Here is a 25,333-nt window from a genome sequence, read left to right on the forward strand (position 1 = left end):
TTCGATAAAGCCGCGTACGCCCGCGTGGCGCAGCCGATAGCGTCCCTGCGCCCCACCCGCGTGAACGCGCGCGGACGCACAGGGGCCCTCCCGGATGAAAACGAAGGTCATCATGAGCACGGACATGCCCCCGTCCGCCCCGCAGTACCAGAACGGTCCCCAGTACCAGGGCGCTCCGCAGCAGCCGATGGGCGCGGCCCCGCAGTACCACAACGCGCCGCAGCCCCAGCAGATTCCGCCTGCGCCGAAGAAGAAGGGCATCGTCGCGCGCATCCTGACCGCGATCATCGGCATCGTGGTGGCCGGCGTGGTGGTCTACGGCATCAACTACTTCACCAGCGACGCCGCCCAGACGAAGGCCGGTGACTGCGCCAGCCTGACCGGCACCAACACCAAGCCGGACTACAAGACCGTGGACTGCGGCTCGGCCGAGGCCAACTACACCGTCGGCAAGGTGCTGGGCTCCACCGCCGAGTCCTGCCCCGCCGAGTTCTACGACGAGTACACCGAGACCGCCCGCCGCGGCCCCGACTCGAAGCTGTGCCTGGTGCCGAACCTCGCCGAGGGCAAGTGCTACGACATCGAGGGCAGCACCACGACCATGGGCTACCCGCCCGTCGACTGCGGCAAGTCCGGCGTGCACAAGCTGGTCAAGCTGGAGAAGGGCACGGCGGACGAGACGCTGTGCACCGACAGCCTGCCCCTGGTCTACCCGGAGCCGAAGACGACGTTCTGCTTCGCGCCGACCGAGAACGCCTGACCGACCCGGCGCGCGGGGCCGCGACCGGCTGATCCACCTCGCGGGGGCGCGTGGCGTTACCTTCTGTGGCGTCACGCGCACCCGTCCAGCGAGGATGATCATGAGCAACGAGCCGAGTCGACCCGCCGACGACGCGCCGAACCCGGGCGCGGGCGATCCCGCCGCCCGTCCCGTCGTGCCGCCCGCCGACGCCGAGCGCATCGCGGCCTCGCAGGACGCCGCCGCGTCGGCCTCGGCCCAGGAGAAGCCGCTGTCCACCCCCGCGTCGACCGGCCTGGGCTCCGGCGTCGGCGAACCCGACGCGACCCCCGAGCCGGGTGCCGGCGCGCGGGACGTCCCGGTGTCGGGCAACGAGCCCGTGACGCCCGCCGGGCCGACGGCCGTGCCCGGCGCGCGCCCGGCACCCGCCGCCGAGACCGGCCGGACCGGTGGCGGCGGCCGGAAGGTGCTCATCGGCGTGCTGGTCGTGCTGCTGATCGGCCTCGTCGCCTACGGCGTGCGCTACCTGACCAGCGACGCCGCCAACGCCGAGGTCGGCGACTGCGTCAGCGTGAGCGCCGAGAGCGACAACCGCGCCGACGTCGACACCCTCGACTGCTCGGCCGACCGGGCGTCGTACAAGGTGGGCAAGGTCCTCGACCAGGCCGACGCCACGTGCCCCGAGGACGGCCTCTACACCGAGATCGTCCCGACCAGCGGTGTCGGCGACGGCTACAAGCTGTGCCTGCTGCCGAACATGGCCGAGGGTTCCTGCTACAAGCCCGACGACGGCAGCGGGTTCGTCAAGACCGACTGCGTCGGCCCGGAGACGATCAAGGTGATCAAGGTCATGCAGGGCGTCGCCGACCTCGAAGCCTGCCCCGACGGCGCGGGCATGGCCTACCCCGAGCCTCCCGTCACCTACTGCCTGGCACCCGCCGAGATGTGACGTCCGCCGCAGCACGGGCGCCACGGGCGGGTGAAACCGCTCAACCCGGCGTGCGGCCGTGCCGATGCCCTGTTCCATGCGGAAGATCGGGTTGGGCGTCGGCGCGGTCGCGGTCGTGGTGGCGGGCGCGTTCGCGGTGACGCTGCTCGGCACCGGTCCGTCCGGTCCCGAGCAGGGTGGGTGCGCGCACATCGAGCGCGTCGAGGAAGGTGCCGCGTACCGGGCGCTGGACTGCGCGGCCGACGACGCCAACGTGCGCGTGGCCAAGGTCGTGGACGACGCCTCGCAGTGCCCCACGGGCGGTGCGCCGTACACCGTCTTCCACCGCACGACCACGTTGTGCCTGATGCCGAACTTCGTGCAGGGCGCGTGCTACCAGGGCGACCGCGCGGTGGGGATGCGCAAGGTGGACTGCGCCACGGCCCGGGCGATCCGGGTGGCTAGCGTCGCCCGTGAGCCGGTGGAGTGCGCGAACGGCCAAAAGTTGACCTACCCCGAGCCCGCCGTCACGTTCTGCCTGGTCCGCGCGTCGGAGATGCGCTGAAACCGGTGCGCCCGCCGGGCGCACGGGGGTACGTTCCGCTCGCCGAAATGTCGAGAGGAACGCCAGGTGACCACGCCTCCCCACCAGCCACCCCACGGCTTCCCGCCACCCCAGCAGCCCGGCTGGGGCCCACCGTCGTCGCCGCAGGGCTTCCCGGCCCAGGACGGCGGCCACCAACCGCCGCCCGGCCACCAGGGCCAACCGCCCCAGTACCCGGACCAGGCGGGCCACCCGCAGCCGCCGCACGGCCAAGCCCAGTACCCCGGCGGCACCCAGTACCCGGGTCAGGCCGGCTACCCGAATCAGGCCGGCTACCCGGGTCAGCCCCCGTACCCCGGCGATCCCACCCAGGCGGGTTACCCCGGCCAGGCCCAGTTCCCCGGCCAGCCCGGCGCGCAGGGGTACCCGGGGCAGCCCGGCCAGTTCGCCCCACCCGGTTACCCCCAGCAGTTCCCGCCCCCGCCCGCCAAGGGCACGTCCCGCGGTGCGAAAGCACTGGTCGCGGTGGTGGCGTTGGGGATCGTGGGCATCGTGGTCGCGGGCGTCATCGCCGGCATCACCGGGCCGTCGGGCGCGGAGGCGGGTGACTGCATCAAGGTGGTCTCGGCCAGCGTGAACGACGCCGACGTGGAGAAGATCGACTGCTCGTCGCCGGAAGCGGCCTTCAAGGTGGCCGCCAACCTCGACAGCAGCACCGACGCCTGCCCGGACGGCGACTACGCCGAGTACTCCGACAGCGGCGGCCGGCGCAGCGACGGCTTCAAGCTGTGCCTGATGCTCAACGCCGCCGAGGGCGAGTGCTTCAAGCAGGAGGGCTCGATTGTCGCGGCCAAAACCACCAAGGTGACCTGCGATTCGAGCGCGACCTACAAGGTGGCCAAGGTCATCGCGGGCCGGGCGGACGAGAACGAGTGCGAGAGCGGCGAGACCGTGTCCGTTTACTCACAGCCCGCAACCACGATCTGCTTGACGGAAGCCTGAACGCATCCGGCGACCACCGGACGTCACGCGCTCGTCGCCGGATCGAGTTCCAACCGAGCCGGAAATCGAAAAAATAGGGGGCCTTCCCGCAATGGGAAGGCCCCCTATCGCACGCGTTCTCGCTAACAGTGAGTCAGTTCGTGGTTCCAGGCGGCAACAACCCGCCGACGTCCAACCGCTCCGGCAGCACCTCTTCGGTGTCCATCATGTCGGCGACCCGCTGCAACCGGACGGGGTTGAGCGACAGCGGGAACGTGCCCACCGACACCAGCGCCGCGGTCCGCTGGTCCACGTCCATGTAGCCGGTCAGCGCGTTCTGCACCGACAGCTTGTCGTTGGACGCCGCCTCCTGCGCGTCCCGCAGGACCTGCCGGAACAGCGCCAGCGTGCGCGGGTTGGCGTCGGCGAACTTCTTGCTCGACGCGTACCCCGACATGGGGAAGTCCTTGGTCGGGCCCACGGCGGTGTCGGTCAGGATGCGCGCGCCGGCCCCGGCCTGGGCCTGCGTGATGTAGGGCTCGGTCATCCACGCCGCGTCGACCTGCTTGGCCTCCATGGCGGTCACCATCTGGTCGAACGGCATCTCCGACGGCCTGATCCGCTGCTTCTCCACGCCCGCCGTCTTGAGCACGGCCTTCGTGGTCAGCGCGCCGACGTCACCGGTCGACGGCACGGCGATGCGCGGGCTGGACAGCTTGCCCGGGCTGTCGTAGTTCGGGTCGAGCGTGACCAGGGCCATCGTGTTCGTGCCCGCCTGGTAGGCCTCGCCCTGGAGCTGGAGCTGGGTGCCGCCGGCGAAGCTGCGGAACAGCGTGACGTGCGTCGCCCAGGTGATGTCCAGCGTGGTGTCGAGCTGCTTGATGCCCTCGTCCTCGCTGTTGAGCGGCACGAGCTGCACCTGGAGCCCGGCCTTCTCGAACAGCTTGTTGTTGTACGCCAGGCGCAGTGGTGCCACGTCCACGACGGGCAGCACACCGATGCGCAACGTGCTGCGTTCCACGTCGGGGCGGTCGTTCCCGTCGGTGCCGGGGATCAGGCCGCACGCCGTCAAGGTGGCGGCACACGCGAACAACGCTGCCGCACGTCGCAGAACACGCGCTGGGGTAGGCATGGCACCTCTCGCCGGGATGACCTCTACAGGCGGGTCTTTTTGATCAACGAAATTCTCGACGCACTTGTCGATGCCCGGGATGGTAACCACCCAGAGGTATGAAACGACAGCCCTGCTCCGATACGGTGAGTGCTTCCGGAGTCTTCCCCGGGGCTGGGCATGAGCACTACGCTCCCCGCCTGGTGGCACAGGTCGTAGCAGACCGTCGTGTCCCGAGCGCGGAGCGCGGTGACTAGCCGGCACCACCGCTCCTGTGCTGCAATTCGGCCCGATTTCGTGTCCATGCTTCGGTCCGCGGGGGAGAGGCCGGGGAACACTGCTGCCGGAAGAGGAAGCCCAGGGTGGCCCGTCGAGAGAGAGGTCCCAGCCAGTCAGGCGTGGGGATTCCACCGCGCTCCGAAAGGCCCGGAACGGGTGACGGACTGGCTGCGCTGAGTGATGGAACTGTGACCGAGTCAACGGGTGCCGGGACGAAGGCTGGTTCGACCGCGACCGGGCGGGGCCAGTCGGCCCGCACGGCCGCCTGGCGGCTGCGCAACTGGCGGCTGCCGACCAAGCTGACCGCCGTGCTGCTGATCCCCACCATCGCCGCGGTGGCCCTCGGCGGACTGCGGGTCAACTCCGACCTCGCCAACGCCGCCGAGCTGAACCGGCTGGCGAACCAGATCCAGCTCGAGTCGGCCGTCGCCGACCTGGTGCAGCAGTTGCAGCGCGAGCGGGACCTGAGCGCGAGCCACGTCGCGTCCGGCCGCGAGCTCGACCGCGTCGTGCTCGACCGCCAGCTGCGCCGCGTCGAGGACACCGTGCAGGCGCTCAACGCCAAGATCGCGGACCTCAGCGCCGACCTCGACGACGACGTGGTCACCCGGTTCCGCCGGGCGTCCAGCCAGCTCGACCGGCTCAACAGCCTGCGCAACGCCGTCCGCGAGACGAAGTACCCCTCCGACGCCGTGCTGCGCACCTACTCCGAGTCGGTGGAGAGCCTGCTCGACCTCGGTGAGCAGGCCATCGCGGGCATCAACGAGCCCGAGCTGGTGCGGCTGCACCTGGCCACCAACGCGATCGCCCGCATCAAGGAGCAGGAGTCGCGCAAGCGCGGCATCATGCTCGACGTCTTCCAGCGCGGCGGCTTCGGCCCCGGCCAGGAACGGCAGTTGCTGGCCGCCAACGCCGAGCTCGACGCGGCGCGCAACGACTTCCGCAAGTCCGCGACCCCCGACCAGGCCAAGATCTACGACGACACCGTCACCGGCCTGATCGTCGACACCGCGAACGACATGCAGGAGACGGCGCTGAACCTGGCCGCGGCCAGGCAGCCCATGACGTCGCTGCGCCCGGAGAAGTGGGACATCGCGTCCACGCTGACGGTGAACCTCACCCGTGACGTGGAGAACCTGCTGCTGGAGCAGTTGCAGAACCGGACCGACGAGCTGACCGGCGAGGCCCGCGGCGCGGCGTTCCGCGACTCCGGCATCGTGCTGGGCGCGTTGCTGCTGGCCCTGGTCATGGCGCTGTTCGTGGCCCGCTCGATCCTCAACCCGCTGCGCACGCTGCGCCGCACCGCGCTGGAGGTCGCCGACCACGGCCTGCCCGAGGCGGTCGGCCGGATCCTCGCCGACCCGAACCCGCAGGAAGCGGCGAAGACGGCCATCGCGCCGGTGCCGATCACCACCCGCGAAGAGGTCGGCCAGGTGGCGCGGGCGTTCGACGCGGTGCACGGCGAGGCGGTGCGGCTGGCCGCCGAGCAGGCCCTGCTGCGCGACAACGTCAACTCGATGTTCGTCAACCTGTCCCGCCGCTCGCAGGCCCTGGTCGAGCGCCAGTTGAACCTGATCGACCGGCTGGAGCAGGACGAGCAGGACCCCGACCAGCTCGCCAGCCTGTTCGAGCTGGACCACCTCGCCACCCGCATGCGGCGCAACAGCGAGAACCTGCTGGTCCTGTCCGGCACGGACCTGTCGCGGCGGCTGACCCGACCGGTGCCGGCGGCCGAGGTGCTCGGCGCCGCGGTGTCCGAGGTCGAGCAGTACGCCCGCGTGCAGGTCGGCCAGACCCCGGAGCTCACCGTCCAGGGCCGCGCGGTCAACGACCTCGTGCACCTGATCGCGGAGCTGCTGGACAACGCCACCGCGTTCTCCGACCCGGTGACCAAGGTCACCGTGCGCACCGCCCGCACCCGCAAGGGCGAGCTGGCGATCGAGATCCAGGACCGCGGCGTGGGCATGGGCGAGCAGGAGCTCGCCGACGCCAACCAGCGCCTGGCCGACCCGCCGGACGTGGACGTCGCGGTGTCCCGCCGCATGGGCCTGTACGTGGTCGCGCGGCTGGCCAAGCGGCACGACATCAAGGTGCGGCTGCGGTCCAACGAGGACATCGAGGGCGGCACCACCGCGCTCGTGCTCGTGCCGGACACGCTGGTCGCCTCGCCCGGCTCGATGGGCTCCCCGGTGGGCGCGGAGCCCGCGTCGGTGTTCGGCGAGCCCGGTGGCTTCGGCGACTCGGCGTTCGGGTCGACGGCGCAGCGCGCGTCCGGCATCGCCGGCGCGTTCGGCACCGGCACGATGTCCCGCCTGGACGAGGACACCAGCTTCCCGAGCATGCCGCGCATCGAGGACGAGCCGGCGTTCCCGGTGAGCTTCGTGCAGGGCACGGGCGAGCAGGACGCGGCCCGCGTGCCCGCCTTCGGCGAGGTGCCGACGTTCGGGCAGGCGCCCGCGGAGACGCCCGCCGAGGTGTCGCAGCCGTGGCTCGCCGGCGCGGAGGAGCGCGACGTCGACCGCGAGCCCGAGGGCTCGTTCGGCGAGCCGACGCTGTTCACCGCCTACGAGGACCGCACCGAGCACGACACCGATCACGGTCACGGCTTCGAGACGACCCAGTTCGCACCGGTCGACAGCGGCTTCCTGATCGACCCGGAGCCCGAACCGGAGCCGCAGGCCGCGCCGCCGGCCAGGGAGGTCGAGCACGACTTGGACGCCCCGACCGAGCGGCTGCCGATCTACGAGGCGGTCCTCTCGCAGTGGTTCCAGGCCGTGGGCAGCGAGACGTCCGCGGCGACCGCCCAGGCGGTGCCGCCCGCACCCGCCGAGCCGGGCCTGCCGACCCGCAAGCCGCGCCCGGTCCCGCCGGTCGCGCCCACCACGTCCGACGACCCGCTGCCGCAGCGCGGTCTGCTCGACTCGGGCCAGAACGCCGTGCCGCGGCGCGAGGCGGACGCCGATTCGCTGCCCCAGCGGGGCGAGGCGACGTCCGGTCGCGCCGAGGGCACTAGTCTGACCGAGGGCGGGCTGCCCAAGCGGCAGCCCGGTTCGCCCACCAACCTGCCCAAGCGCGCCGCGGAGGTGTCCCGCGTGACCGAGCCCGAACCGGTCGCCGAACCCGAGCCGGCCGCGCTCGCCGCCGAGTCGGTGTGGGAGTCCCCCGCCGACGAGGGTTGGCAGGCGGCACAGGCCTTGCTGAACAAGGCACCAGAGACCACGACACAGGCGGGGTTGCCCAAGCGGGTGCCCAAGGCTCAGCTTGTGCCGGGATCAGCCGCACCGAAGCAGACGGCCTCGGAGCGGCAACCGCAGCGGCCCCCGCTGCCACCACGATCGGCTGACGCGATCCGTGGACGCATGTCGAGTCTTCAGCAGGGCGTCCGTCGAGGGCGACACGCTTTGATCGACGCTTACGCTGGTGACATGTCGAGCCGGCAAGACGAGGAGCAGGAGTGACGACCGCAGCTCAGCCAGGCAGCTTTGGTTGGCTTATCACCGACTTCGTGCGCCGGGTTCCCGGTGTGGCACATTCCGTGGTCGTGTCGGCGGACGGGCTGTTGCTCGCCGGCTCGCAGGGCCTGCCCCGCGACCGCGCCGAACAGCTGTCCGCCGTGGCATCCGGCCTCGTCAGCCTCACGGCGGGCGCGGCGCGGTGCTTCGAGGCGGGCACGGTCAACCAGACCGTGGTCGAGATGGAACGGGGCTACCTGTTCCTGATGTCGATCAGCGACGGCTCGTGCCTCGCCGTGCTCGCCGCCCCGAACTGCGACATCGGCCTCGTCGCGTACGAGATGACGTTGCTGGTCGAGCGCGTGGGCCAACAGCTCACCCCGGAGCTGCGCGCGCAGCTCCAGGGCGTGGTTCGGCGGTAGATCCTCATGAGATCGTGGGGGTGAAGGTAAATGGCTGAACGATCTGGCGCCGGCGGCCGACGCTTCGGTAGGAACTTCAACTACCAGGAGTGGGCGGTCGGGGGCTTCCAATTCGCTGAGCCGGATGCCGACCCCGCACAGGACGAGGAAGCCGAGGACGCACCCAACTCGTGGCCGGGCCGCCGGGCGGAACAGGCGCCGGGGCCACGGGTCGAAGGCACAGGGCAGGGGCAAGACGATATGTCTCAGCGTGAGGTTGACGACTCGTCGTACGGCTACGACGACGTTCCCAACCGGTTCGACATCGACGGGTACGGCAGCGGCCTGTTCGGAGGTCCGGGCGCCGATCTCTTCGGTGCCCACGGCCTGCCCGACAGCGTGCCTGAACAGGTGCCCTACACGACCGGCCCCCAGCCGGTCGTGCGGCGCGAGGAGAACCCGGCGGCGGAGTCCGGATCCCTGGTCCGCCCGTACACCCGGACCGGTGGCCGCACCCGGCCCGACTACGACCTCGCGATCGAAGCGCTGGTGTCGACCAGCGAACGCGGGCTCGAACGCGACGCCGCGGTGCTCCCCGAGCACCGGTCGATCTGCGGGTTGTGCACCGACACCAGGTCGGTGGCCGAGGTCGCCGCTCACCTCCGGCTCCCCCTCGGGGTGGTGCGGGTGTTGATCGGCGACATGGCGAGCATGGGTTTGGTTTTGATTCACCAGGGTGGCTTGGTCGTGGGGGACCGGCCGTCCATTGAATTCCTTGAGAGGGTGCTCAGTGGGCTTCGCAGGCTCTAGCCCCAACGCGGCCGAAGGCGCCAAGAAGCCGACGACGTCCGCGAAGATCGTGGTGGCCGGTGGTTTCGGCGTGGGGAAGACGACGTTCGTCGGTTCCGTGTCGGAGATCGTCCCGCTGACCACCGAGGCGGTGATGACCGAGGCGAGCGCCGGGGTGGACGACCTCTCGGCGACGCCGAACAAGGTGACGACGACGGTGGCGATGGACTTCGGCCGCGTGTCGTTGGACCAGGACCTGATCCTGTACCTGTTCGGCACACCCGGTCAGCACCGGTTCTGGTTCATGTGGGACGACCTGGTGCGGGGTGCGATCGGTGCGATCGTGCTGGTGGACACGCGTCGGTTGGCGGACGCGTTCGCGTCGATCGACTTCTTCGACGACCGGCAGTTGCCGTACGTGGTGGGGGTGAACTGCTTCGACGGTTTGCTGCACCACCGGATCGAGGACGTGCGGGAGGCGTTGACGATCGACCAGTCGGTGCCGATAGTGACGTGTGACGCTCGTAACCGTCAGTCGACGAAGCAGACGTTGATCACGTTGGTGGAGCACGCGATGCGCCAGTGGATGTCGGTCCGGGCGGGTTGATCGGGTTCTCGGCCTTCGTGGTCTGAGGGTTTCACGCGCCGAAGGGCGGTCTCCTCGTAGGAGGCCGCCCTTCGGCGTGCCCGAGCAGGTGGGGTTCGCCCGGCCCTTCGGTGCACAGGTGGTGGTGCGGCCGCGTGGCCGCGGTTTGACCGTAGGTGGTGCAGGCTTCGCCGATCAGGTGATCATCTGGCCCGAACGGTGGTTACGCTCCGTCGCCCTCGACCAGGGCGGCGGACGTGATGCGGTGCAGCGGGAAGCGGCGCACCTCGCCGTAGCTGACGTCCACGCCCTCCAGCACGCCACCGCCCACGACCTGCGGCGTGATCACGCGGCGGGCGGCGGTGCCGTGGCCGTCCACGAAGTCGACCAGCACGCTGCGGCCCTCCCGCGCGGCCCGTTGCAGCAACGCCAGCGTGGCCGACGGTCCCGCGCCCAGGTGACCCGGCACGGACACCCGGGCACCGCCGGTGGTCGTCGCCGCACGATCACCGGCCCGCACCAGCCGCACCAGCTCGCCCAGCTGCTCCTCCGACGGCGTGGTCGGCTGCACCGGCCTGCGCCTGCCCTTGCCCGCGATCCGACGCCCACCGGCCCGCAGGTCCAGCACGTGCCCGTCCGGCCCCTCGGCGGCGGGCGCGAAACCGGCCGCCCGCAGCCCGTCCAGCACCTCCGCCAGCGGCAGCGGGCTGACCAGCACGGTCGGCGCGATCTTGCGCAGCGCCAACCGCTCGGCCGCCGCGTGCGCCATCACCTCGGTGACCAGCACGGGGTCGTCGCAGCGCAGGAACGACCCGGCCGCACCGCCCCGCAACCGCCCGTACCGGCGGGCCGCGTCGTCGATCAGGTACGTCAACGACTGCGGCACCGGCGTGCGCGACCGCGCCCGGAACAGCTCGTGCAGGTCGGCGGCGCTGCGCCCGGCGTCGAACGCCCGCCGCACCGAGTCCTCGCGCACCCGGTAGACCGTGGCGCTGCCCGCCGACTCGACGTCCGCGACCAGTGCGATCTCGTCGGCCAGCTCCGGGTCGAGCCGGCCGGGCGCGACGACGGTCAGGTCCGCCTGCACCAGCACGTGGTCGACCGGCGCGGGCAACGCGTCGCCGAGCCGCTTCGCCGCCGGGCCCGGCCCCTCGGTCAGCAGCGTGCGGCCCTGCGCGGTGATGGCGTTGTGCGCGAGCACGCCGACCCGCGTGCCCTCGTCGACGGTCCACCGCACCAGCTCGTCCCGCAGCCGCCCGCCGCGCCGCGGTGCCCGCCACGCCAGCACGGCGGCCAGCTCGTCCGGGTCGGTCACCGCGGTGCCCGGCGGCAACGCCACCAGGGCTTCGAGGATGCGCCTGCGGTCGCGGGGCGCGCCCGGCCGGTTCAGCTCGGGCGCGAGCGGGTTGAGCAGCCGGTCCCGGTCGTCGCGCTGCCCGATCAGGCCGGGCAGGCGGGGCAGGTCGAGCCACGCCTGGGCCAGCGTCGCCCACCGGTGCTCGGGCGCGGCGACCAGCCACGCGTCGGTCTGCGTGGTCGGCACCCACTCCGGTTCCAGGCCCTCGGTGTCGGCGACCAGGCCCGCGTTGACGACCAGCTCGACCAGCAGCGCGGCCCGGCGCTCGTCCACGTCGAGGTCCTTGGCGAGCTTGCGCAGCTCCCGCACGCCGACCCCGCCCGACCGCAGCACCGGGGGCGGCTCCTGCGACCAGCTCTTGAGCAGCGCCTCGACGTGCCGGGAGAGCTCCAACGCCTCCCCACCGCCGGTGTGGTCGACGTCGGACGGGTCGCGGCGGAACGTGGTCAGCGGCGGTTCGGTGGTCTGGATCGCGCCGAGCGGCCGGTCACCGCGCACCTTCAGGCCGATCTCGCGGGGCAGCTCCACGGTCTGCGCGTCCCGGCGGACCAGCAGGCCGCGGGCGAGCAGCTTCTGGATCGGCGTCCTGGCGTTGGCGAGGGACACGACCTGCGCGGCGTCCTTCGTCTGCCCGACCGGCGGTCCCGCGGCGAGGGTTTGCAGCACGCGGTGCTCGTCGGGGTCGAGCGCGCTCAGGTCGGCGTCGGCGAGGCGCGGCACGGACCGGCCCAGCCCGCACGGGAACGGGTTGACCGCGTCACGCGTGGCGGGCGGGGTGGACAGCGCGTGGTCCCCGCCCCACAGCAGGGCACGGGCGCGCAGCGTCTCCAGGGGCGCGCTGATGTCGGTCCGGCCGAACAGCTCCTGCACCGCCGTCCGGCTCACCGGCGCCAGGTCGGCGTCCAGCACGAGCAGCGCTTCGAGCACCGTGAGCGTCAACGTGTCGAGGTCCTCGCAGGCCCGCGCCACCGAAGCCCGCGACCCGATGCGGGTGGCGAGCACGGTCGTGTCGGCCGGCGGGGGCGTGGCCAGGTCCGGCCGGGCGCGCAGCAGCGCCACGAGCGCGGAGTCGTCCTGCGCCCGCAGCCACTCGGCGAGGGTCGTGCCGGACATCCTCACCACGGTATATGCCGACCGGCGGCACGGGGCCGACCAGCCCCCGAAACCTCACCGCGCACGGTCGACGCGAGTCCTCACCGGTACTCGTCGGGGCCGGTGGTCGGGTCGGCGGGCCAGGCGTCGCGGCCGGTCAGGTGCAGGACCAGGGCGGCGATGTTCCACGCGTCGTCCGCGCCGCTGTGGTGCCTGCCCTCCAGCGGCAGGCCGGCGATCTCCAACGCCTGCGCCATGCCCGGGCGCTTGCGCAGCCCGTGCGCCCGCGTGAACACCAGCTTCGCGTTCCAGTGCCGCCGCCCGAACGGGTAGGCCACGCCCGTCGCCTGGCACTGCCGGGTGAACTGCTTGCGGTCGTAGTCGCCCCAGCTCGACCACGGCCGCGTGCCCGCACTGTGCTCGACCGCGAGCAGCCGGCACGCCTCGGCGAAGTCGACGCCCGTGTCGACCTCGGCCTGCGTCAACCCGGTCAGCCCGGTGCAGAACGGGCTGACGGTCGACCGGCGCGGTCGGACCAGGATCCGGTGCTTGGCGACCCGTTCGCCGGACGCGAGGTCGACCTCGGTGAGGCCGATCTCGATGATCTCGCTCACCTGGCCGGGCGGCGGTCGGCCCTCCCAGCACGTCGCCTCGACGTCGACCACGTTCACCAGCTCGGCTGCGCTCACCGCCACGAGGGTAGGGATCACACCCGTGACGTGGCTCTCGCTTTTCCCGCCGACCACCGGCAGACCGCCACCAGCGCAGATGAGGCACACTTGTCCACGACGAAGGCACCACCGAGGAGGAACCGTGGCCAAGGCCCGCCCCGAGCGCATCGACCCGCACTGGCCGGAGCCGCCCGCCGACGGCAAGTACGCGGTGTCCGAGCTGGCCAGCGACGTGCAGGGCGCGTTGTCCCCGTTCGGCAAGGTCACCTTCCCGCTGCCGGTCGAGGAGCTCGGCTACCGCCACCCGCAGACCGAGATCAACCGCTAGTCCGAACGCGCGCGGCCGTCGAGCCGCGCGCGTTCCGTATTTCTGCGCGGACTACGCTCGAGACCTCTTGAGCTGTGCTGTTCTGGGAGGTTCGATGCCGGTCCCCGGCCCTGGTTACTCGATCACCGTCCGGCTGGAGGCCCCGCCGTCGGCGTCGGCCGCCGGCGACCTGACCTCGGCCGTCGGCCGGGCGGGCGGCGTGATCACGGCGTTCGACGTCGTCGAGTCGCACACCGACCGGGTGATCATCGACCTCACCTGCAACGCGCTGTCGGCCAACCACGCCAAGGACATCACCGACACCCTGGAGCTGCTGCCGGGGATCGTGGTGCGCAAGGTGTCCGACCGGACGTTCCTGGTCCACCTCGGCGGCAAGATCGAGATCTCGTCGAAGGTGCCGCTGCGCAACCGCGACGACCTCTCCCGCGCCTACACCCCCGGTGTCGCGCGGGTCTGCCAGGCGATCGCGGAGAACCCCGACGACGCCCGCCGCCTCACCATCAAGCGCAACACCGTGGCCGTGGTCACCGACGGCTCGGCCGTGCTGGGCCTGGGCAACCTCGGCCCCGCCGCCGCGCTGCCGGTGATGGAGGGCAAGGCCGCGCTGTTCAAGAAGTTCGCGGGCGTCGACGCCTGGCCGGTCTGCCTGGACACCCAGGACACCGAGGAGATCATCCGCGCGGTCGAGCTGATCGCACCCGTCTACGGCGGCATCAACCTCGAGGACATCGCCGCGCCGCGCTGCTTCGAGATCGAGGCCCGGCTGCGGGAGAAGCTGAACATCCCCGTCTTCCACGACGACCAGCACGGCACCGCGATCGTCGTGGTCGGCGCGCTGCGCAACGCCCTGCGCGTGGTCGGCAAGAAGATCTCCGACTGCAAGGTCGTGGTGTGCGGGGTGGGCGCGGCGGGCAGCGCGATCATCCGGCTGCTGCTCAAGCAGGAGCCCGGCGACGTGGTGGCGGTCGACGTGGACGGCATCGTGCACCGCGACCGGCCGGGGTTGGACGACAACCTCAAGTCCATCGCGGCGGCGACGAACAAGGACAACGTGAGCGGGCGGCTGCACGACGCGCTGGTCGGCGCGGACGTGTTCATCGGCGTGTCCGCCCCGAACCTGTTCGGCGCGGAGCAGGTCGCCACGATGAACCGCGACGCCATCGTGTTCGCGCTGGCCAACCCGGACCCGGAGATCGACCCGATGGAGGCGCAGAAGCACGCCGCCGTCGTGGCCACCGGGCGCAGCGACTTCCCGAACCAGATCAACAACGTGCTGGCGTTCCCGGGCGTGTTCCGCGGCCTGCTGGACGCGCACGCCCGCACGATCACCGACTCGATGCTCATCGCCGCCGCGAACGCGGTCGCGGACGTGGTCGACGGCGACCGGCTCAACGCGTCGTTCATCGTGCCCAGCGTGTTCGACACCTCGGTCGCGCCGGCGGTCGCCGAAGCCGTCCGCAAGGCCGCCACGGAGTCGGCTTCGGCCTAGCATCGGGCCATGAGCAACCAGTTCACCCACTTGGACGCCGCCGGCGCGGCACGCATGGTCGACGTGTCCGAGAAGGAGCCGACCACGCGCACGGCGGTCGCGTCCGGTGTGCTGCGCACGACGCACGAGGTGGTGGCGTTGCTGGGCCGCGACGGCCTGCCCAAGGGTGACGCGCTCGCCACCGCCCGGATCGCCGGGATCATGGCGGCCAAGCGGACGTGGGAGCTCGTGCCGCTGTGCCACCCGATCGCGTTGTCCAGCGTCAAGGTGGACCTGACCTTGGGTGACGCCGAGGTCCGCATCACGGCGACCGTCCGCACCACGGACCGCACGGGCGTGGAGATGGAGGCGTTGACGGCCGTGTCGGTGGCCGGGCTCACGCTGCACGACATGGTGAAGGCGGTCGACCCGGCGGCGTCGCTGGACGCGGTGCGGGTGGAGCGCAAGGAAGGCGGCAAGACCGGCCTGTGGGTGCGCCCGTGAGGACCGCCCGGGTCGTCACGGCGTCGAACCGGGCCTCCGCCGGCGTGTACGCCGACCGCGGCGGGCCGATCATCGTGCAGTGGCTGCGCGACCGCGGCTACGACGTGCCCGACCCGGTGGTCGTGCCCGACGGCGAGCCGGTGGCCGAGGCGTTGCGCGCGGCCGTGGCGGACGGTGTGTCCGTCGTCATCACGACCGGTGGCACGGGGATCAGCCCCACCGACCGCACGCCCGAGGCGACCCGGTCGGTGCTGGACTTCGAGGTGCCGGGTGTGGCGGACGCCATCCGCGTGTCAGGCTGGCCACGCGTGCCGACCGCCGTGCTGTCCCGCGGCGTGGCGGGGGTCGCGGGCCGCACGTTCGTGGTGAACCTGCCCGGCTCGACGGGCGGGGTGCGCGACGGGCTGGACGTGCTCGCGACCGTGCTGGAGCACGCCGTCGACCAGGTGGCCGGAGGTGACCACGCATGACCGAGGTGCTGCGGGCGACCGTCAGCGATCAGCCGCTGTCCGTGGACGAGCACGCCAAGCTCGTGGAGCACGCGGCGGCGGGCGCGGTGGTGACGTTCGCCGGGGTGGTGCGCGACCACGACCACGGGCGTTCGGTGCGCGAGCTGGAGTACGTCGGGCACCCGACGGCCGGCGCGGTGGTGGCCGAGGTGGTGGCGGACGTGGTGGGCCGGTTCGAGGGCGTGCGCGCCGTCGCCGTGTCCCACCGGGTCGGTCCGCTGGCGATCGGGGACGTGGCGCTGGCGTGCGCCGTGTCCGCCGAGCACCGGGGTGAGGCGTTCGCGGTGTGCTCGGAGCTCGTCGACGAGGTGAAGCGGCGGCTGCCCGTGTGGAAGCGGCAGGTCTTCACCGACGGCACCGACGAGTGGGTCAACATGCCCTGATCAGGGCGTCGGGCAGAACTGCCCCGGAAACGGGTTGGGGACCCCGGACCGCCGAGGGGGGCGGTCCGAGGTCCCGGTTCCGTCGTGCACCGACTCGCGCCGGCCACAGATCACTTGGTGGCGATCTTGTGCCCGGGCATGATCAGGTCGGCGTTCGGGATGAACTGCTTGTTGAGCTCGTGCAGCTTGGCCCAGCCACCCTCGATCTTCAGCTCGTCCGCGATCTTCGACAGGCTGTCGCCCGGCTTGATCTCGTAGTCGCCGTTCGGGTTGGAGGACGGCAGCGCGACCGTCACCGGGGCGGGCGCCTGCTCGACGGGGGCCGACTGCACGGGGGCCGGCGCGGACTGCTTGGGGGCGGCCTGCTGCACGGGGGCCGGCTTGGCCTTCACGGGCGCGGGGGCGCCGCCGAGGCCCTTGGGCCCGCAGACGGGCCAGGCGCCGATGCCCTGGGTCTGGAGGACGTTCTCGGCCACGCGGATCTGCTCCTCGCGGGAAGCCTGGTGGGGCATTCCGGAGCCGCCGTGCGCGGTCCACGTGGACGGCAGGAACTGCAGGCCGCCGTAGTAGCCGTTGCCGGTGTTGATGCTCCAGTTGCCGCCACTCTCGCACGCGGCGACCGCGTCCCAGTTGACGCCGGAACCCTGCGCGTTGGCGGTGCCGGCGGCCATCGCCAGCGGGGCGCCCACGATGACGCCGGCGACGGCGACCTTCGCGATGCTCCGGGCGGCGGGACTGGTGGTCGGGCGGTGCTTGCCTCGGTAAGAAGCCATTTCCCTCTCGTCCACCCGCACCTGCGCGATCGGCTCGGGTTCGGGCCCGGTGCGCCGTTCGGCTTGATCCCTGTCCGGTGGTTGTCTCTCGCTCGGGGGGTGTTCCGGGGCGCCGGTGGACAGGTTCGGTGCGAGGCGTCCCGGTCTAGCTCTGGTCGGTCGGGGCCAACCGAGAAGCGACGGTACGTAACCGGGAGCCGCTCGCCAAATGATCTGGCATGTGACGCGCGTCACTGTAACGCGACAGAGTGACTCCCCGACTGCCCCGTTTAGCCTGCTCAGGGCACCGTTATCGGTCTGTTTCCGTTCCGAGATTCGCCGAGATCAATCACCGTAAGTGAGGTTTAGCTCACGTGTTAACCCGCAAGTGTGGCGAACTCTCAGCCACCGGCGAAGGGCGGCAACACGTCGAGTTGTGACCCGGACAACACTGCCGTGTCATGATCACGAACCGCCACGCCGTCCAACAGGAAGCTGCACGCGGGCAGCACGCGCGCCACCTTGTCGCCGTGCCGCCGCCGGACGGCCTCGACCGCGGCCCGCACCGTGGCCGCGTCGCCGGGCAGCTCGAAGCTCTCGTCGGGCACGCCCACGGCCGCCCGCGCACCCGCGAAGTACCGCACCGTCAGCCGCACGTCAGCCCCCGATCGCGCTCATGGGCCGGTCGGGCTGGCTGAACCCGGCCGAGTTGATGCCGTGCCCGGCCGCCTTCGCCCACGCGTTGCCGCGCCACGCCGCCGCGACGTCCTCGTCCGACGCCCCACCGCGCAGCAACGCCCTCAGGTCCGTCTCCGCCTGGCTGAACAGGCAGTTCCGCACCTGGCCGTCCGCGGTCAGCCGGGTCCGGTCGCAGGCCGCGCAGAACGGCCGCGTCACCGACGCGATCACGCCGACCACCGCCGGACCGCCGTCCACCAGCCACCGCTCGGCCGGCGCGCCGCCCCGCTCACCGGGCTCGGGCGTCAGCGTGAACGCCGTGCGCAGCGACGCCAGGATCTCCTCGGCGGTCACCATGTCCGCGCGGTCCCAGCCGTGCTGCGGGTCCAGCGGCATCTGCTCGATGAACCGCAGCTCGTAGCCGTGCTCCAGGCAGTGGCGCAGCAGCGGCACGGCCTCGTCCTCGTTCACGCCCCGCATCAGCACCGTGTTCACCTTGACCGGCGACAACCCGGCCTCGCGGGCGGCGGCCAGGCCCGCGAACACGTCCCCCAGCCGGTCGCGGCGGGTGAGGCGCCGGAAGCGCTCCGGGTCGAGGGTGTCCAGCGAGACGTTCACCCGGTCGAGTCCCGCGGCGACCAACCCGGCCGCGCGCCGGGCCAAGGTCAACCCGTTCGTGGTCATCGAGATGCGGGGCCGGGGGTCGAGCGCGGCGGTCCGGGCGATCACGTCGTCCAGCCCGGGGCGCAGCAGCGGCTCGCCGCCGGTGAACCGGATGTCGGTCACGCCGAGCAGGGTGACCGCGATGGCGATGAGCCGCACGAGCTCGTCGTCGGAGAGCAGGTCCGGCTTGGGCAGCCAGTCCAGGCCCTCGGCGGGCATGCAGTAGGTGCACCGCAGGTTGCAGCGGTCGGTCAACGACACGCGCAGGTCGGTGGCGACCCGGCCGAACCGGTCCACCAGCAGCGGTGAGCCCGGCCGTTCGGAGGTGTCCGGGTTGCCGCGCACGAGGGGTAGCCCCAACTCGACTGCTGTCACCCATCCCAGGGTAATCGGCCGACACTGGCGAGTGCTGCTGGAAACGGGGGACGGTGGGTGGACGAGGATGCCGAACCCGTTGGCGGGAACGCTAAATTGCCGGGCATGACCAGTGAGCACGAGGTGCCCGCGGACGTGCTGGAGCGGTTCGGCGGCTACGTGCGGGAGACCAGCGCGCTCACCGTCCTGTTCCACCATCGGGTGGCCGAGCGGATGGGCCTGTCACCCACCGACGAGAAGTGCCTCGACCTCGCCCTGCGCGAGCGAGGCCCGATCACCGCCGGTCGGATCGCCGAGCTGTCCGGGCTGTCCACCGGCGCGGTGACCGGCGTCATCGACCGGCTGGAGCGCGCCGGGTACGCGCGGCGGGTCCGCGACCCGCACGACCGGCGCAAGGTGCTGGTCGAGCTCACCGCACGCGACACCGGCCGGTTCAGCGACCTGGTCTCCGGCGCGGAGGAGGCGCTGCGCGAGGTGCTGTCGCGGTTCACCCCGCGCGAGCGGGACGTGCTGGAGCGCTACCACCGGGCGCTGGTCGAAACGTTCCGCCGGCGCGTGATCGAGGCCTGAGCCGGCAGCATGTCCGCCATGGCCGCTCAGTGGAACTACCTGATGGACATGGACGGCGTGCTCGTGCACGAGGAGCACCCGATCCCGGGGTCGAGCGAGTTCGTCGCCGAGCTGACCGCGAACGACATCCCGTTCATGGTGCTCACGAACAACTCCATCTACACCCAGCGCGACCTGCGGGCCAGGCTGTCCCGCACGGGCCTGGAGGTGCCCGAGGCCGCGATCTGGACCTCCGCGCTGGCCACCGCGAAGTTCCTCGACTCGCAGCGACCGGGCGGCTCGGCGTTCGTCATCGGCGAGGCGGGCCTGACCACCGCGCTGCACGAGATCGGGTACGTGCTGACCGACCGCGACCCGGACTACGTGGTGCTCGGCGAGACCCGCACGTACAGCTTCACCGCGATCACCAAGGCCATCCGGCTGGTGGAGGAGGGCGCGCGGTTCATCGCGACCAACCCGGACGCCACCGGCCCGTCCCGCGAGGGCTCGCTGCCCGCGACCGGCTCGATCGCCGCCCTGATCGAACGCGCCACCGGGCGTGCTCCTTATTACGTGGGCAAGCCCAACCCGTTGATGATGCGGTCGGCGCTGCGCGCGCTCGGCGCGCACTCGGAGAACACGCTGATGATCGGCGACCGGATGGACACCGACGTGCGGTCCGGCCTGGAGGCGGGCCTGCGCACGATCCTGGTGCTCACCGGCATCTCGGCGGAGTCGACGGCCGAGCTGTACCCGTACCGGCCGACCCGCGTGGTCAAGTCGATCGCCGACCTGCTCGGCCACTCGGCCAACCCGTTCCCGGACGAGGTCTGACCAGCGCGAACCCCGGAATTGTCGGTGCCCGCCGCTAGCGTGACCGGCCATGGGGATCAACCACCTGGCGGTCGTCGAGTCCTACAGCGCGTCCTTCACCGAGGCGGTGGCGGGCAACCTCGGCGCGCCGGTGCCCAGCTGCCCCGGCTGGACCGTGGACGACCTGGTGGCGCACCTCGCCCGCGTGCAGGCGTGGTGGACCGTGGCCGTGCTGGCGAGGGGCGCCTACCCGGACGAGGAGGCGGCGCGGCGGGCCGCCGACACCGGGCCGGACCGGGTCGAGGGGTGGCGTGAGGTCAGCGCCCGGTACGTCGCCGTGCAGGAGGACTACCTGCGCGGCGCGGGCCCGGACGCACCGGTGTGGGTGTGGTGGAACGACGAGGAGCGCGACACGGCCTCGGCACTGGTGGCCCGGCAGGCGCACGAGGCCGTCGTGCACTGCTGGGACGCCCGACGGGCCGCGGGCGCGCTCGAACCGATCCCGGCCGAGCTGGCGGCGGACGGCGTGGACGACTTCCTGGCCCGCTTCCTGCGCGGCGAGCGCTGGACCTCCGGCCCGGCGGTGCTGGAACTGGCCGCGACCGACACCGGCCAGACCTGGCTGCTGGGCACGGACGGCACCGCCAAGCCCAGGCGGCTGGCCGAGGGCAGGGCGGACGCCCGGCTCACCGGCACCGCCGAGCAGCTCTACCTGCTGCTGTGGCGGCGCCTCGGGGTGGGGGAGGTGACCGTGACGGGCGACGGCGCCGCGGCGGACGCCCTGCTGGGCTGGCCCGACCTGACCTGACGACCCGGCTCACCAGCACCACCGGCGAAGCCGCACCTACTCGCTGTGGCGGTGGGTGACGGCGCGCAGGCGGACGCGCTGCTCGGGCGGCCCGGCCTGGCCCGAGCGCGGCCGATCCTCGCCCACCTGCGGTGGCGGGAACCCGCCGGCGGACGGCATGCCGTTGAGCCGGTCGGCCATGCGCTCGGCCCGATCCCGCAGTAGCTCGGCGCGGCTCGATCCGGGACCGCCGAACGCCGCACCCAACCGATCGAGCAGGTCCGCCTGCAACCGCAGCCACTCGATGTGCTGCCACGGGTGCCACGCCGTGCCCGCCCGAGCGGCCACCGCGACCATCACCTCGTCGAGGTCCCCGGCGATTTCCTCCAACTGTTCCCTCATGGCCGGTGAGAGCCCGCCGGCCGCCGTTCGTCACGGCGAACCGCCCGGAACTCACCCTGCCGGGGGAGCTTCACGTCACCCGAGCCGTAGTGACCACGCCGGGCGCTGATCGACTTGTGCGCACCACACCGCCGCGTCGCTTATCGTCGCAAGTGTGGAACGACCGCTCTTCGTGGTTGGCGACGTGCACGGGCACCTCGCCGAGCTGACCCGCGCCCTGCACGCCTCGGGCCTGGTCGACGCCGACGGTGACTGGTGCGGCGGTGACGCGGAGCTGTGGTTCCTCGGCGACTTCGTGGACCGCGGCCCCGACGGCATCGGCGTGATCGAGTTCGTCATGCGCCTGGCCGAGCAGAGCGGCGGCCAGGTCGACGCCCTCATCGGCAACCACGAGGTGCTGCTCCTGGGCATGCACCGCTTCGGCGACCGCAACGTCCCGGGTGCCCCGACCCCTCGCAGCTTCGCCCGCAGCTGGCTGCTCAACGGCGGCCTGCGCAGCGACCAGGACCGCCTGGCCGAGGCCCACATCGACTGGCTCACCACCCGCCGCGTCCTGACCGAGGTCGACGGCCACCTGCTGATGCACTCCGACACCCTCGCCTACCTGGAGTGGGGCACCACGATCGACGAGGTCAACGAGGCCGTCCGGGAAGTCCTGAAGGGCAACGACCTGGACCACTGGTGGGAGTGCTGGCGGAAGATGACCACCCGCTACGCCTTCCGCGGCCCCGACGGAGCCGAAGTGGCCACCGACCTGCTGAACGTCCTGGGCGGCCACGAGATCGTCCACGGTCACAGCGTCATCGCCGACCAACTGGGCGTCCCACCGGAAGAGATCGACGGCCCCTTCCGCTACGCCGACGACAAGGTGCTCGCCATCGACGCCGGCCTCTACAGCGGCGGCCCCTGCCTCGTCGTCCAACTCACCAACCAGCCCACCTGACCTGCGAAAACCCACCCACAACGGACCCGCACCGAACCACCGAGGCCCGATTTGACATGGGTTCGGGTGCTTTAGGCTGGTCGAAGCCGGGCAGGCTTGGCGGGCGCTTTTTCCGCCAGGCCTGCCCGGCTTTGGCCTGCCTGGAGTGCCCGTAAGGGCCCCATGTCAAATCGAGCCGCCCTTAACCCCGAGCCCTCGTCAAGCAGCCACGATCTCCTTGCCCAAAGGCATCAACGACACCGGCACCAGCTTGAAGTTCGCCACCCCCAACGGGATGCCGATGATCGTCACGCACAGCAGCACCCCGGTCACCACGTGCCCGATCGCCAGCCAGATCCCGGCCACCACGATCCACACGATGTTCCCGAGCAACGACGGCGCACCTGCCCCGGGCCGGTCCACCACCGTGCGCCCGAACGGCCACAGCGCGTAGTTCGCGATGCGGAACGAGGCCAACCCCCACGGGATGGTCACGATCAGCACGCAGCACACCACCCCGGCCACCACGTACCCCACGGCCAGCCAGAAGCCGCTCAGGACCAGCCAGATCAGGTTCAGGATGAGCCTCACCACCCCATCTTGCCCGATTAAGCTCCCGTCCCGTGCCGAACAAACTCCGCTGGGGCGTCGTCGCGACGGGCGGCATCGCCGACGTCGTCACCGGTGACCTCCGCCTGCTGCCCGACGTCGAGGTGCTCGCGGTCTCGTCGCGCGCCCTGCCCAAGGCCGAAGCCTTCGCGGCCAAGCACCAGATCCCCCGCGCGTACGGCGACTACGCCGACCTGCTGGCCGATCCGGACGTGGACGTCGTCTACGTGGCGACGCCGCACGTCCAGCACCACGTGGTGACCCGCGCGGCGTTGGAGGCGGGCAAGCACGTGCTGTGCGAGAAGCCCGCCACGCTGACCCTCGCCGAGTTGCAGGACGTCGTTGACTTGGCGCGCGAGCGCGGCCTGTTCTTCATGGAAGCCATCTGGACCAGGTTCAACCCGCTCATCGTGCGCATGTCGGAGCTGATCGCGGAGGGCGCGATCGGCGAGGTGCGGTCGGTGCACGCCGACTTCGGCTTCGCCCTCGACTACGACCCGGCGCACCGGCTGTGGAACAGGGCGCTGGGCGGCGGGTCGTTGTTCGACCTGGGCATCTACCCCGTGTCGTTCGCGCACCTCGTGCTGGGCGAACCGGAGACGGTGCACGCGCACGGGCGGATGGTCGGCGGCGTCGACGCCGAGATCGGGATGCTCCTGGGCTACGCGGGCGGCGCGCACGCGTTGCTCGGGTCTTCGCTGGTCAGCCCCCTGAGGTCCGGTGCGGTCGTGTACGGCACGCGCGGGTTGGTGGAGCTGCCGGAGGCGGTGTACAACCCGAGCCGGATCGTGGTGAACGGCGTGGAGCACCGTCACGAGCAGGAGGGCGCGGGGTACGTTCCGCAGTTGCGCGAGGTCGTGAACCGGGTGCTGGCGGGTGAGACGGAGAGCCCTTCCATGACGCCCGCCGAGTCGCTGGCGATCCTGCGCACGCTCACCAGGGCCGCCGAGCGGGTGGGCCTGAGCTACGACGACGTGACGGTGGGGTAGGGCATGAAGGTGTGGAAGCTCGCGGGTGTGGCGCTGGCCGGGATGGCGGGGCTGGTCGTGGTGAAGCGTCGGCGCGCCGGTGCCGTCGAGGCGGTGCGGCCGGTGGTGACCCGTCGCCGGGAGGCACCGCGGCGGGCCGACGCGCGGCGCGGGCTCCGGGCGGCCCCGGTGCGGCGCGTGCTGAAGCCGGGTGACGCGAAGTAGGTCAGGTCAGGGCTGCCCGAACGCCAGCAGTGCTTCCGTCACGACCATCACGGGTTCGACCCGGCGGCTGCTCGGCGTGAGCAGGTGGCTCAACGCCACCCGCACGATCGTGTCCGCGATCAGGTGCACGCGCGCGTCGGGCAGCGTCCGCCAGTGCTGCCGGATGTGCTGGGCGAACACGGAGGTGGCGAGCGTCAGGACCGGCCGTCCCCTGGTCGTGAGCAGGGGCAGCATGTCCTCGGCGTTCGCGCCGTTCAGCACGGACTTGGCCAGCGGGTCGCGCGTGGCCAGGTCGAACGCGAACGCGATGCTGCGCCGCAGCCCTTCCAGCGGGTCGTCGGTGCTGGTCAGCCGCTCGCGCACGCCGTCGAGGAATTCGGCCGTCTTGTGCAGCGCCACGGCCTGGATGAGCCGGTCCTTGTTGCCGAACTCGTTGTAGACGGTCTGCCTGCTCACGCCCGCCTTGGCGGCGACCTCCGCCATGCGCAGTCCGCGTGAGCCGTGGGCCGCGATCAGCTCCACCGCGACGTCGAGCAGTGCCCGGGTGAGTTCCGTCACGGCGCAAAGCTTGGCACAGCGCATAGGGTGCCAAGCGTGCCGTTGACCGTGGGATTCGACCTGGACATGACGTTGATCGACCCCAGGCCGGGCATGGCGGCGGTGATGGACGCCGTCGCCGCGGAGAGCGGCTACCCGCTGGACGGGGCGCACTTCGCGGCCAACCTCGGCCCGCCGCTGGACATGATCTACCGCGACTTCGGCGTGCCCGAGGCGGACATCCCAGGTCTGATCGCCCGGTTCCGGGAGCTGTACCCGCAGGTCGTCATCCCGGCCACGGTCGCCCTGCCGGGCGCGGCGCAAGCGCTTGCGGTGGTGCGTGAGCTGGGCGGGACGACGATCGTGGTCACCGGCAAGTACCGGGCCAACGCGGCGCTGCACCTGGCGGCGTTCGACTGGGAGGTCGACCACCTGTTCGGCGAGCTGTGGTCGACCGGCAAGGCCGAGGCGTTGAAGGCGCACGGCGCGGCGGTGTACGTGGGCGACCACGTCGGTGACGTGCGTGGCGCGAAGGCGGCCGGGGCGGTGTCCGTGGCGGTGGTGAGCGGGCCGTGCGACGCCGACGAGTTGACGGCCGAGGGCGCGGACGTGGTGCTGCCGGACCTGACGGCGTTCCCGGGGTGGCTGCGGGCCAACGCCGACCGGCTCAGCGCCGGGACCGCGGCCGGGCGTTCCTGACCGCGCCGAACACGCCCAGCGCGAGACCCGCCGGGGCCAGGAGCCAGCCGGCGGCGAACACCCAGGCGGGCAGGCCGCGTTCACCCGCGATGAACATCGCGACGATGGCCGCGACGCCGAGCGCGAACAACGCCACGGCCAGCGGCATCAGCTTCGTCGACATGGGGTGGAGCGTAGTCGCGCGATCGGAGGTGCCCCGAGGATGGTGTTCTGGATAGTCTGAGGGGACGCG

The 25,333-nt window shown here is 71.8% G+C and carries 30 protein-coding genes; 20 read left to right on the forward strand and 10 right to left on the reverse strand.

Annotated features, from left to right (window positions below; translation table 11 throughout):
• The first annotated feature begins 112 nt into the window (after positions 1-112).
• The 4 genes from LZG04_RS04990 to LZG04_RS05005 all read left to right on the forward strand — a co-directional run bounded on the left by LZG04_RS04990 (position 113) and on the right by LZG04_RS05005 (position 3,213).
• The gene (locus LZG04_RS04990) at positions 113-760 is read left to right on the forward strand and encodes a hypothetical protein (RefSeq protein ID WP_233813619.1); all 648 of its coding nucleotides are present in this window, start codon (positions 113-115) and stop codon (positions 758-760) included.
• A gap of 100 nt (positions 761-860) precedes the next feature.
• Positions 861-1,688: a hypothetical protein gene (locus tag LZG04_RS04995; protein ID WP_233813621.1), complete on the forward strand. Its 828-nt coding sequence runs from the start codon at positions 861-863 to the stop codon at positions 1,686-1,688.
• 76 nt (positions 1,689-1,764) lie between these two features.
• Positions 1,765-2,232, forward strand: coding sequence for a hypothetical protein (locus LZG04_RS05000; protein WP_233813623.1), 468 nt, complete (start codon positions 1,765-1,767; stop codon positions 2,230-2,232).
• Between the two features lie 66 nt (positions 2,233-2,298).
• Complete coding sequence (locus LZG04_RS05005) at positions 2,299-3,213, forward strand: hypothetical protein (protein ID WP_233813625.1); 915 nt, start codon at positions 2,299-2,301, stop codon at positions 3,211-3,213.
• A gap of 133 nt (positions 3,214-3,346) precedes the next feature.
• On the opposite strand, the gene LZG04_RS05010 is transcribed toward LZG04_RS05005, so the two are convergent.
• Entirely contained in the window at positions 3,347-4,285 is a 939-nt protein-coding gene (locus LZG04_RS05010) for an ABC transporter substrate-binding protein (RefSeq protein WP_233813627.1), read from the reverse strand.
• 485 nt (positions 4,286-4,770) lie between these two features.
• Here LZG04_RS05010 and LZG04_RS05015 point away from each other — a divergent pair, with 485 nt between their 5' ends.
• The 4 genes from LZG04_RS05015 to LZG04_RS05030 are packed head-to-tail and all read left to right on the forward strand — an operon-like array spanning position 4,771 to position 9,831.
• The gene (locus tag LZG04_RS05015) at positions 4,771-8,040 is read left to right on the forward strand and encodes a nitrate- and nitrite sensing domain-containing protein (protein WP_233813629.1); all 3,270 of its coding nucleotides are present in this window, start codon (positions 4,771-4,773) and stop codon (positions 8,038-8,040) included.
• Complete coding sequence (locus LZG04_RS05020; RefSeq protein WP_033442969.1) at positions 8,037-8,456, forward strand: roadblock/LC7 domain-containing protein; 420 nt, start codon at positions 8,037-8,039, stop codon at positions 8,454-8,456. Before LZG04_RS05015 ends, LZG04_RS05020 begins: the two co-directional genes overlap by 4 nt.
• 30 nt (positions 8,457-8,486) lie before the next feature.
• Complete coding sequence (locus LZG04_RS05025) at positions 8,487-9,245, forward strand: DUF742 domain-containing protein (protein WP_233813631.1); 759 nt, start codon at positions 8,487-8,489, stop codon at positions 9,243-9,245.
• Positions 9,226-9,831, forward strand: a complete 606-nt coding sequence (locus LZG04_RS05030) for an ATP/GTP-binding protein (RefSeq protein ID WP_106617122.1) — start codon at positions 9,226-9,228, stop codon at positions 9,829-9,831. The genes LZG04_RS05025 and LZG04_RS05030 overlap by 20 nt, the downstream gene beginning before the upstream one ends.
• A 202-nt stretch (positions 9,832-10,033) precedes the next feature.
• Here the strand turns inward: LZG04_RS05030 and LZG04_RS05035 are convergent, their stop codons facing one another.
• Together LZG04_RS05035 and LZG04_RS05040 are read right to left on the reverse strand one after the other, a co-directional pair.
• Complete coding sequence (locus LZG04_RS05035) at positions 10,034-12,280, reverse strand: helicase-associated domain-containing protein (protein ID WP_233813633.1); 2,247 nt, start codon at positions 12,278-12,280, stop codon at positions 10,034-10,036.
• Positions 12,281-12,360: 80 nt separating this feature from the next.
• Complete coding sequence (locus LZG04_RS05040; RefSeq protein WP_233813635.1) at positions 12,361-12,948, reverse strand: 3'-5' exonuclease; 588 nt, start codon at positions 12,946-12,948, stop codon at positions 12,361-12,363.
• A 124-nt stretch (positions 12,949-13,072) separates the two neighbouring features.
• On the opposite strand from LZG04_RS05040, the gene LZG04_RS05045 reads away from it, so the two are divergent.
• From LZG04_RS05045 to LZG04_RS05065, 5 genes are all read left to right on the forward strand, one after another.
• Positions 13,073-13,258, forward strand: a complete 186-nt coding sequence (locus LZG04_RS05045) for a hypothetical protein (protein ID WP_233813637.1) — start codon at positions 13,073-13,075, stop codon at positions 13,256-13,258.
• 94 nt (positions 13,259-13,352) lie between these two features.
• Positions 13,353-14,747, forward strand: coding sequence for an NAD-dependent malic enzyme (locus LZG04_RS05050; RefSeq protein ID WP_233813640.1), 1,395 nt, complete (start codon positions 13,353-13,355; stop codon positions 14,745-14,747).
• Between the two features lie 9 nt (positions 14,748-14,756).
• Entirely contained in the window at positions 14,757-15,230 is a 474-nt protein-coding gene (gene moaC, locus LZG04_RS05055; RefSeq protein ID WP_233813643.1) for a cyclic pyranopterin monophosphate synthase MoaC, read from the forward strand.
• Entirely contained in the window at positions 15,227-15,700 is a 474-nt protein-coding gene (locus tag LZG04_RS05060) for a molybdenum cofactor biosynthesis protein B (protein WP_233813645.1), read from the forward strand. Before moaC ends, LZG04_RS05060 begins: the two co-directional genes overlap by 4 nt.
• On the forward strand, positions 15,697-16,122 hold the full coding sequence (locus LZG04_RS05065; RefSeq protein ID WP_233813647.1) for a molybdenum cofactor biosynthesis protein MoaE: 426 nt from the start codon (positions 15,697-15,699) through the stop codon (positions 16,120-16,122). Before LZG04_RS05060 ends, LZG04_RS05065 begins: the two co-directional genes overlap by 4 nt.
• 110 nt (positions 16,123-16,232) lie before the next feature.
• Here the strand turns inward: LZG04_RS05065 and LZG04_RS05070 are convergent, their stop codons facing one another.
• From LZG04_RS05070 to moaA, 3 genes are all read right to left on the reverse strand, one after another.
• Positions 16,233-16,895, reverse strand: coding sequence for a transglycosylase family protein (locus LZG04_RS05070; RefSeq protein WP_233813649.1), 663 nt, complete (start codon positions 16,893-16,895; stop codon positions 16,233-16,235).
• 380 nt (positions 16,896-17,275) lie between these two features.
• Positions 17,276-17,530, reverse strand: a complete 255-nt coding sequence (locus LZG04_RS05075) for a MoaD/ThiS family protein (protein WP_233813651.1) — start codon at positions 17,528-17,530, stop codon at positions 17,276-17,278.
• Position 17,531: 1 nt separating this feature from the next.
• Positions 17,532-18,590 carry a GTP 3',8-cyclase MoaA gene (moaA, locus tag LZG04_RS05080; RefSeq protein ID WP_233813653.1) on the reverse strand — a complete coding sequence of 353 codons (1,059 nt, stop codon included), beginning with the start codon at positions 18,588-18,590 and terminating at the stop codon, positions 17,532-17,534.
• Between the two features lie 105 nt (positions 18,591-18,695).
• On the opposite strand from moaA, the gene LZG04_RS05085 reads away from it, so the two are divergent.
• From LZG04_RS05085 to LZG04_RS05095, 3 genes are read left to right on the forward strand one after another with little or no spacing between them, the layout of a single operon-like run.
• Positions 18,696-19,160 carry a MarR family winged helix-turn-helix transcriptional regulator gene (locus tag LZG04_RS05085; protein WP_233813655.1) on the forward strand — a complete coding sequence of 155 codons (465 nt, stop codon included), beginning with the start codon at positions 18,696-18,698 and terminating at the stop codon, positions 19,158-19,160.
• Between the two features lie 18 nt (positions 19,161-19,178).
• Positions 19,179-19,973, forward strand: a complete 795-nt coding sequence (locus tag LZG04_RS05090; protein WP_233813657.1) for an HAD-IIA family hydrolase — start codon at positions 19,179-19,181, stop codon at positions 19,971-19,973.
• A gap of 49 nt (positions 19,974-20,022) precedes the next feature.
• Positions 20,023-20,760, forward strand: coding sequence for a maleylpyruvate isomerase family mycothiol-dependent enzyme (locus LZG04_RS05095; RefSeq protein WP_233813659.1), 738 nt, complete (start codon positions 20,023-20,025; stop codon positions 20,758-20,760).
• A 36-nt stretch (positions 20,761-20,796) separates the two neighbouring features.
• Here LZG04_RS05095 and LZG04_RS05100 read toward each other — a convergent pair whose 3' ends face one another.
• Positions 20,797-21,141 carry a hypothetical protein gene (locus LZG04_RS05100; RefSeq protein ID WP_233813661.1) on the reverse strand — a complete coding sequence of 115 codons (345 nt, stop codon included), beginning with the start codon at positions 21,139-21,141 and terminating at the stop codon, positions 20,797-20,799.
• 154 nt (positions 21,142-21,295) lie between these two features.
• Between LZG04_RS05100 and LZG04_RS05105 the strand changes: the two genes are divergently transcribed.
• Positions 21,296-22,084 (forward strand): metallophosphoesterase, encoded by a 789-nt coding sequence (locus LZG04_RS05105; protein WP_233813663.1) that lies wholly within the window; start codon positions 21,296-21,298, stop codon positions 22,082-22,084.
• Between the two features lie 198 nt (positions 22,085-22,282).
• On the opposite strand, the gene LZG04_RS05110 is transcribed toward LZG04_RS05105, so the two are convergent.
• On the reverse strand, positions 22,283-22,654 hold the full coding sequence (locus tag LZG04_RS05110; RefSeq protein ID WP_233813666.1) for a YccF domain-containing protein: 372 nt from the start codon (positions 22,652-22,654) through the stop codon (positions 22,283-22,285).
• Positions 22,655-22,686: 32 nt separating this feature from the next.
• Between LZG04_RS05110 and LZG04_RS42335 the strand changes: the two genes are divergently transcribed.
• Both LZG04_RS42335 and LZG04_RS05120 read left to right on the forward strand, forming a co-directional pair.
• On the forward strand, positions 22,687-23,661 hold the full coding sequence (locus LZG04_RS42335) for a Gfo/Idh/MocA family protein (protein WP_233813669.1): 975 nt from the start codon (positions 22,687-22,689) through the stop codon (positions 23,659-23,661).
• A 3-nt stretch (positions 23,662-23,664) separates the two neighbouring features.
• On the forward strand, positions 23,665-23,865 hold the full coding sequence (locus LZG04_RS05120; protein WP_233813671.1) for a hypothetical protein: 201 nt from the start codon (positions 23,665-23,667) through the stop codon (positions 23,863-23,865).
• A 6-nt stretch (positions 23,866-23,871) separates the two neighbouring features.
• On the opposite strand, the gene LZG04_RS05125 is transcribed toward LZG04_RS05120, so the two are convergent.
• The gene (locus LZG04_RS05125; protein ID WP_233813673.1) at positions 23,872-24,423 is read right to left on the reverse strand and encodes a TetR family transcriptional regulator; all 552 of its coding nucleotides are present in this window, start codon (positions 24,421-24,423) and stop codon (positions 23,872-23,874) included.
• A 36-nt stretch (positions 24,424-24,459) separates the two neighbouring features.
• Between LZG04_RS05125 and LZG04_RS05130 the strand changes: the two genes are divergently transcribed.
• Positions 24,460-25,101: an HAD family hydrolase gene (locus LZG04_RS05130; protein WP_233813676.1), complete on the forward strand. Its 642-nt coding sequence runs from the start codon at positions 24,460-24,462 to the stop codon at positions 25,099-25,101.
• Here LZG04_RS05130 and LZG04_RS05135 read toward each other — a convergent pair.
• Entirely contained in the window at positions 25,070-25,264 is a 195-nt protein-coding gene (locus LZG04_RS05135) for a hypothetical protein (protein ID WP_233813678.1), read from the reverse strand. The two genes, LZG04_RS05130 and LZG04_RS05135, sit on opposite strands and share 32 nt — an antisense overlap.
• Positions 25,265-25,333: the final 69 nt, after the last annotated feature.

It is taken from the genome of Saccharothrix sp. S26, from assembly GCF_021390395.1.
GTDB lineage: Bacteria > Actinomycetota > Actinomycetes > Mycobacteriales > Pseudonocardiaceae > Actinosynnema.

What these genes read in the sequence shown, in the direction of transcription:
- LZG04_RS04990 (WP_233813619.1), top strand. Translation starts at nt 113, where the DNA reads ATGAGCACGGACATGCCCCCGTCCGCCCCGCAGTACCAGAACGGTCCC.
- LZG04_RS04995 (WP_233813621.1), top strand. Translation starts at nt 861, where the DNA reads ATGAGCAACGAGCCGAGTCGACCCGCCGACGACGCGCCGAACCCGGGC.
- LZG04_RS05000 (WP_233813623.1), top strand. Translation starts at nt 1,765, where the DNA reads ATGCGGAAGATCGGGTTGGGCGTCGGCGCGGTCGCGGTCGTGGTGGCG.
- LZG04_RS05025 (WP_233813631.1), top strand. Translation starts at nt 8,487, where the DNA reads ATGGCTGAACGATCTGGCGCCGGCGGCCGACGCTTCGGTAGGAACTTC.
- LZG04_RS05035 (WP_233813633.1), bottom strand. Translation starts at nt 12,280, where the DNA reads ATGTCCGGCACGACCCTCGCCGAGTGGCTGCGGGCGCAGGACGACTCC.
- LZG04_RS05050 (WP_233813640.1), top strand. Translation starts at nt 13,353, where the DNA reads ATGCCGGTCCCCGGCCCTGGTTACTCGATCACCGTCCGGCTGGAGGCC.
- moaC (WP_233813643.1), top strand. Translation starts at nt 14,757, where the DNA reads ATGAGCAACCAGTTCACCCACTTGGACGCCGCCGGCGCGGCACGCATG.
- LZG04_RS05065 (WP_233813647.1), top strand. Translation starts at nt 15,697, where the DNA reads ATGACCGAGGTGCTGCGGGCGACCGTCAGCGATCAGCCGCTGTCCGTG.
- LZG04_RS05070 (WP_233813649.1), bottom strand. Translation starts at nt 16,895, where the DNA reads ATGGCTTCTTACCGAGGCAAGCACCGCCCGACCACCAGTCCCGCCGCC.
- LZG04_RS05085 (WP_233813655.1), top strand. Translation starts at nt 18,696, where the DNA reads ATGACCAGTGAGCACGAGGTGCCCGCGGACGTGCTGGAGCGGTTCGGC.
- LZG04_RS05090 (WP_233813657.1), top strand. Translation starts at nt 19,179, where the DNA reads ATGGCCGCTCAGTGGAACTACCTGATGGACATGGACGGCGTGCTCGTG.
- LZG04_RS05095 (WP_233813659.1), top strand. Translation starts at nt 20,023, where the DNA reads ATGGGGATCAACCACCTGGCGGTCGTCGAGTCCTACAGCGCGTCCTTC.
- LZG04_RS05100 (WP_233813661.1), bottom strand. Translation starts at nt 21,141, where the DNA reads ATGAGGGAACAGTTGGAGGAAATCGCCGGGGACCTCGACGAGGTGATG.
- LZG04_RS05120 (WP_233813671.1), top strand. Translation starts at nt 23,665, where the DNA reads ATGAAGGTGTGGAAGCTCGCGGGTGTGGCGCTGGCCGGGATGGCGGGG.
- LZG04_RS05135 (WP_233813678.1), bottom strand. Translation starts at nt 25,264, where the DNA reads ATGTCGACGAAGCTGATGCCGCTGGCCGTGGCGTTGTTCGCGCTCGGC.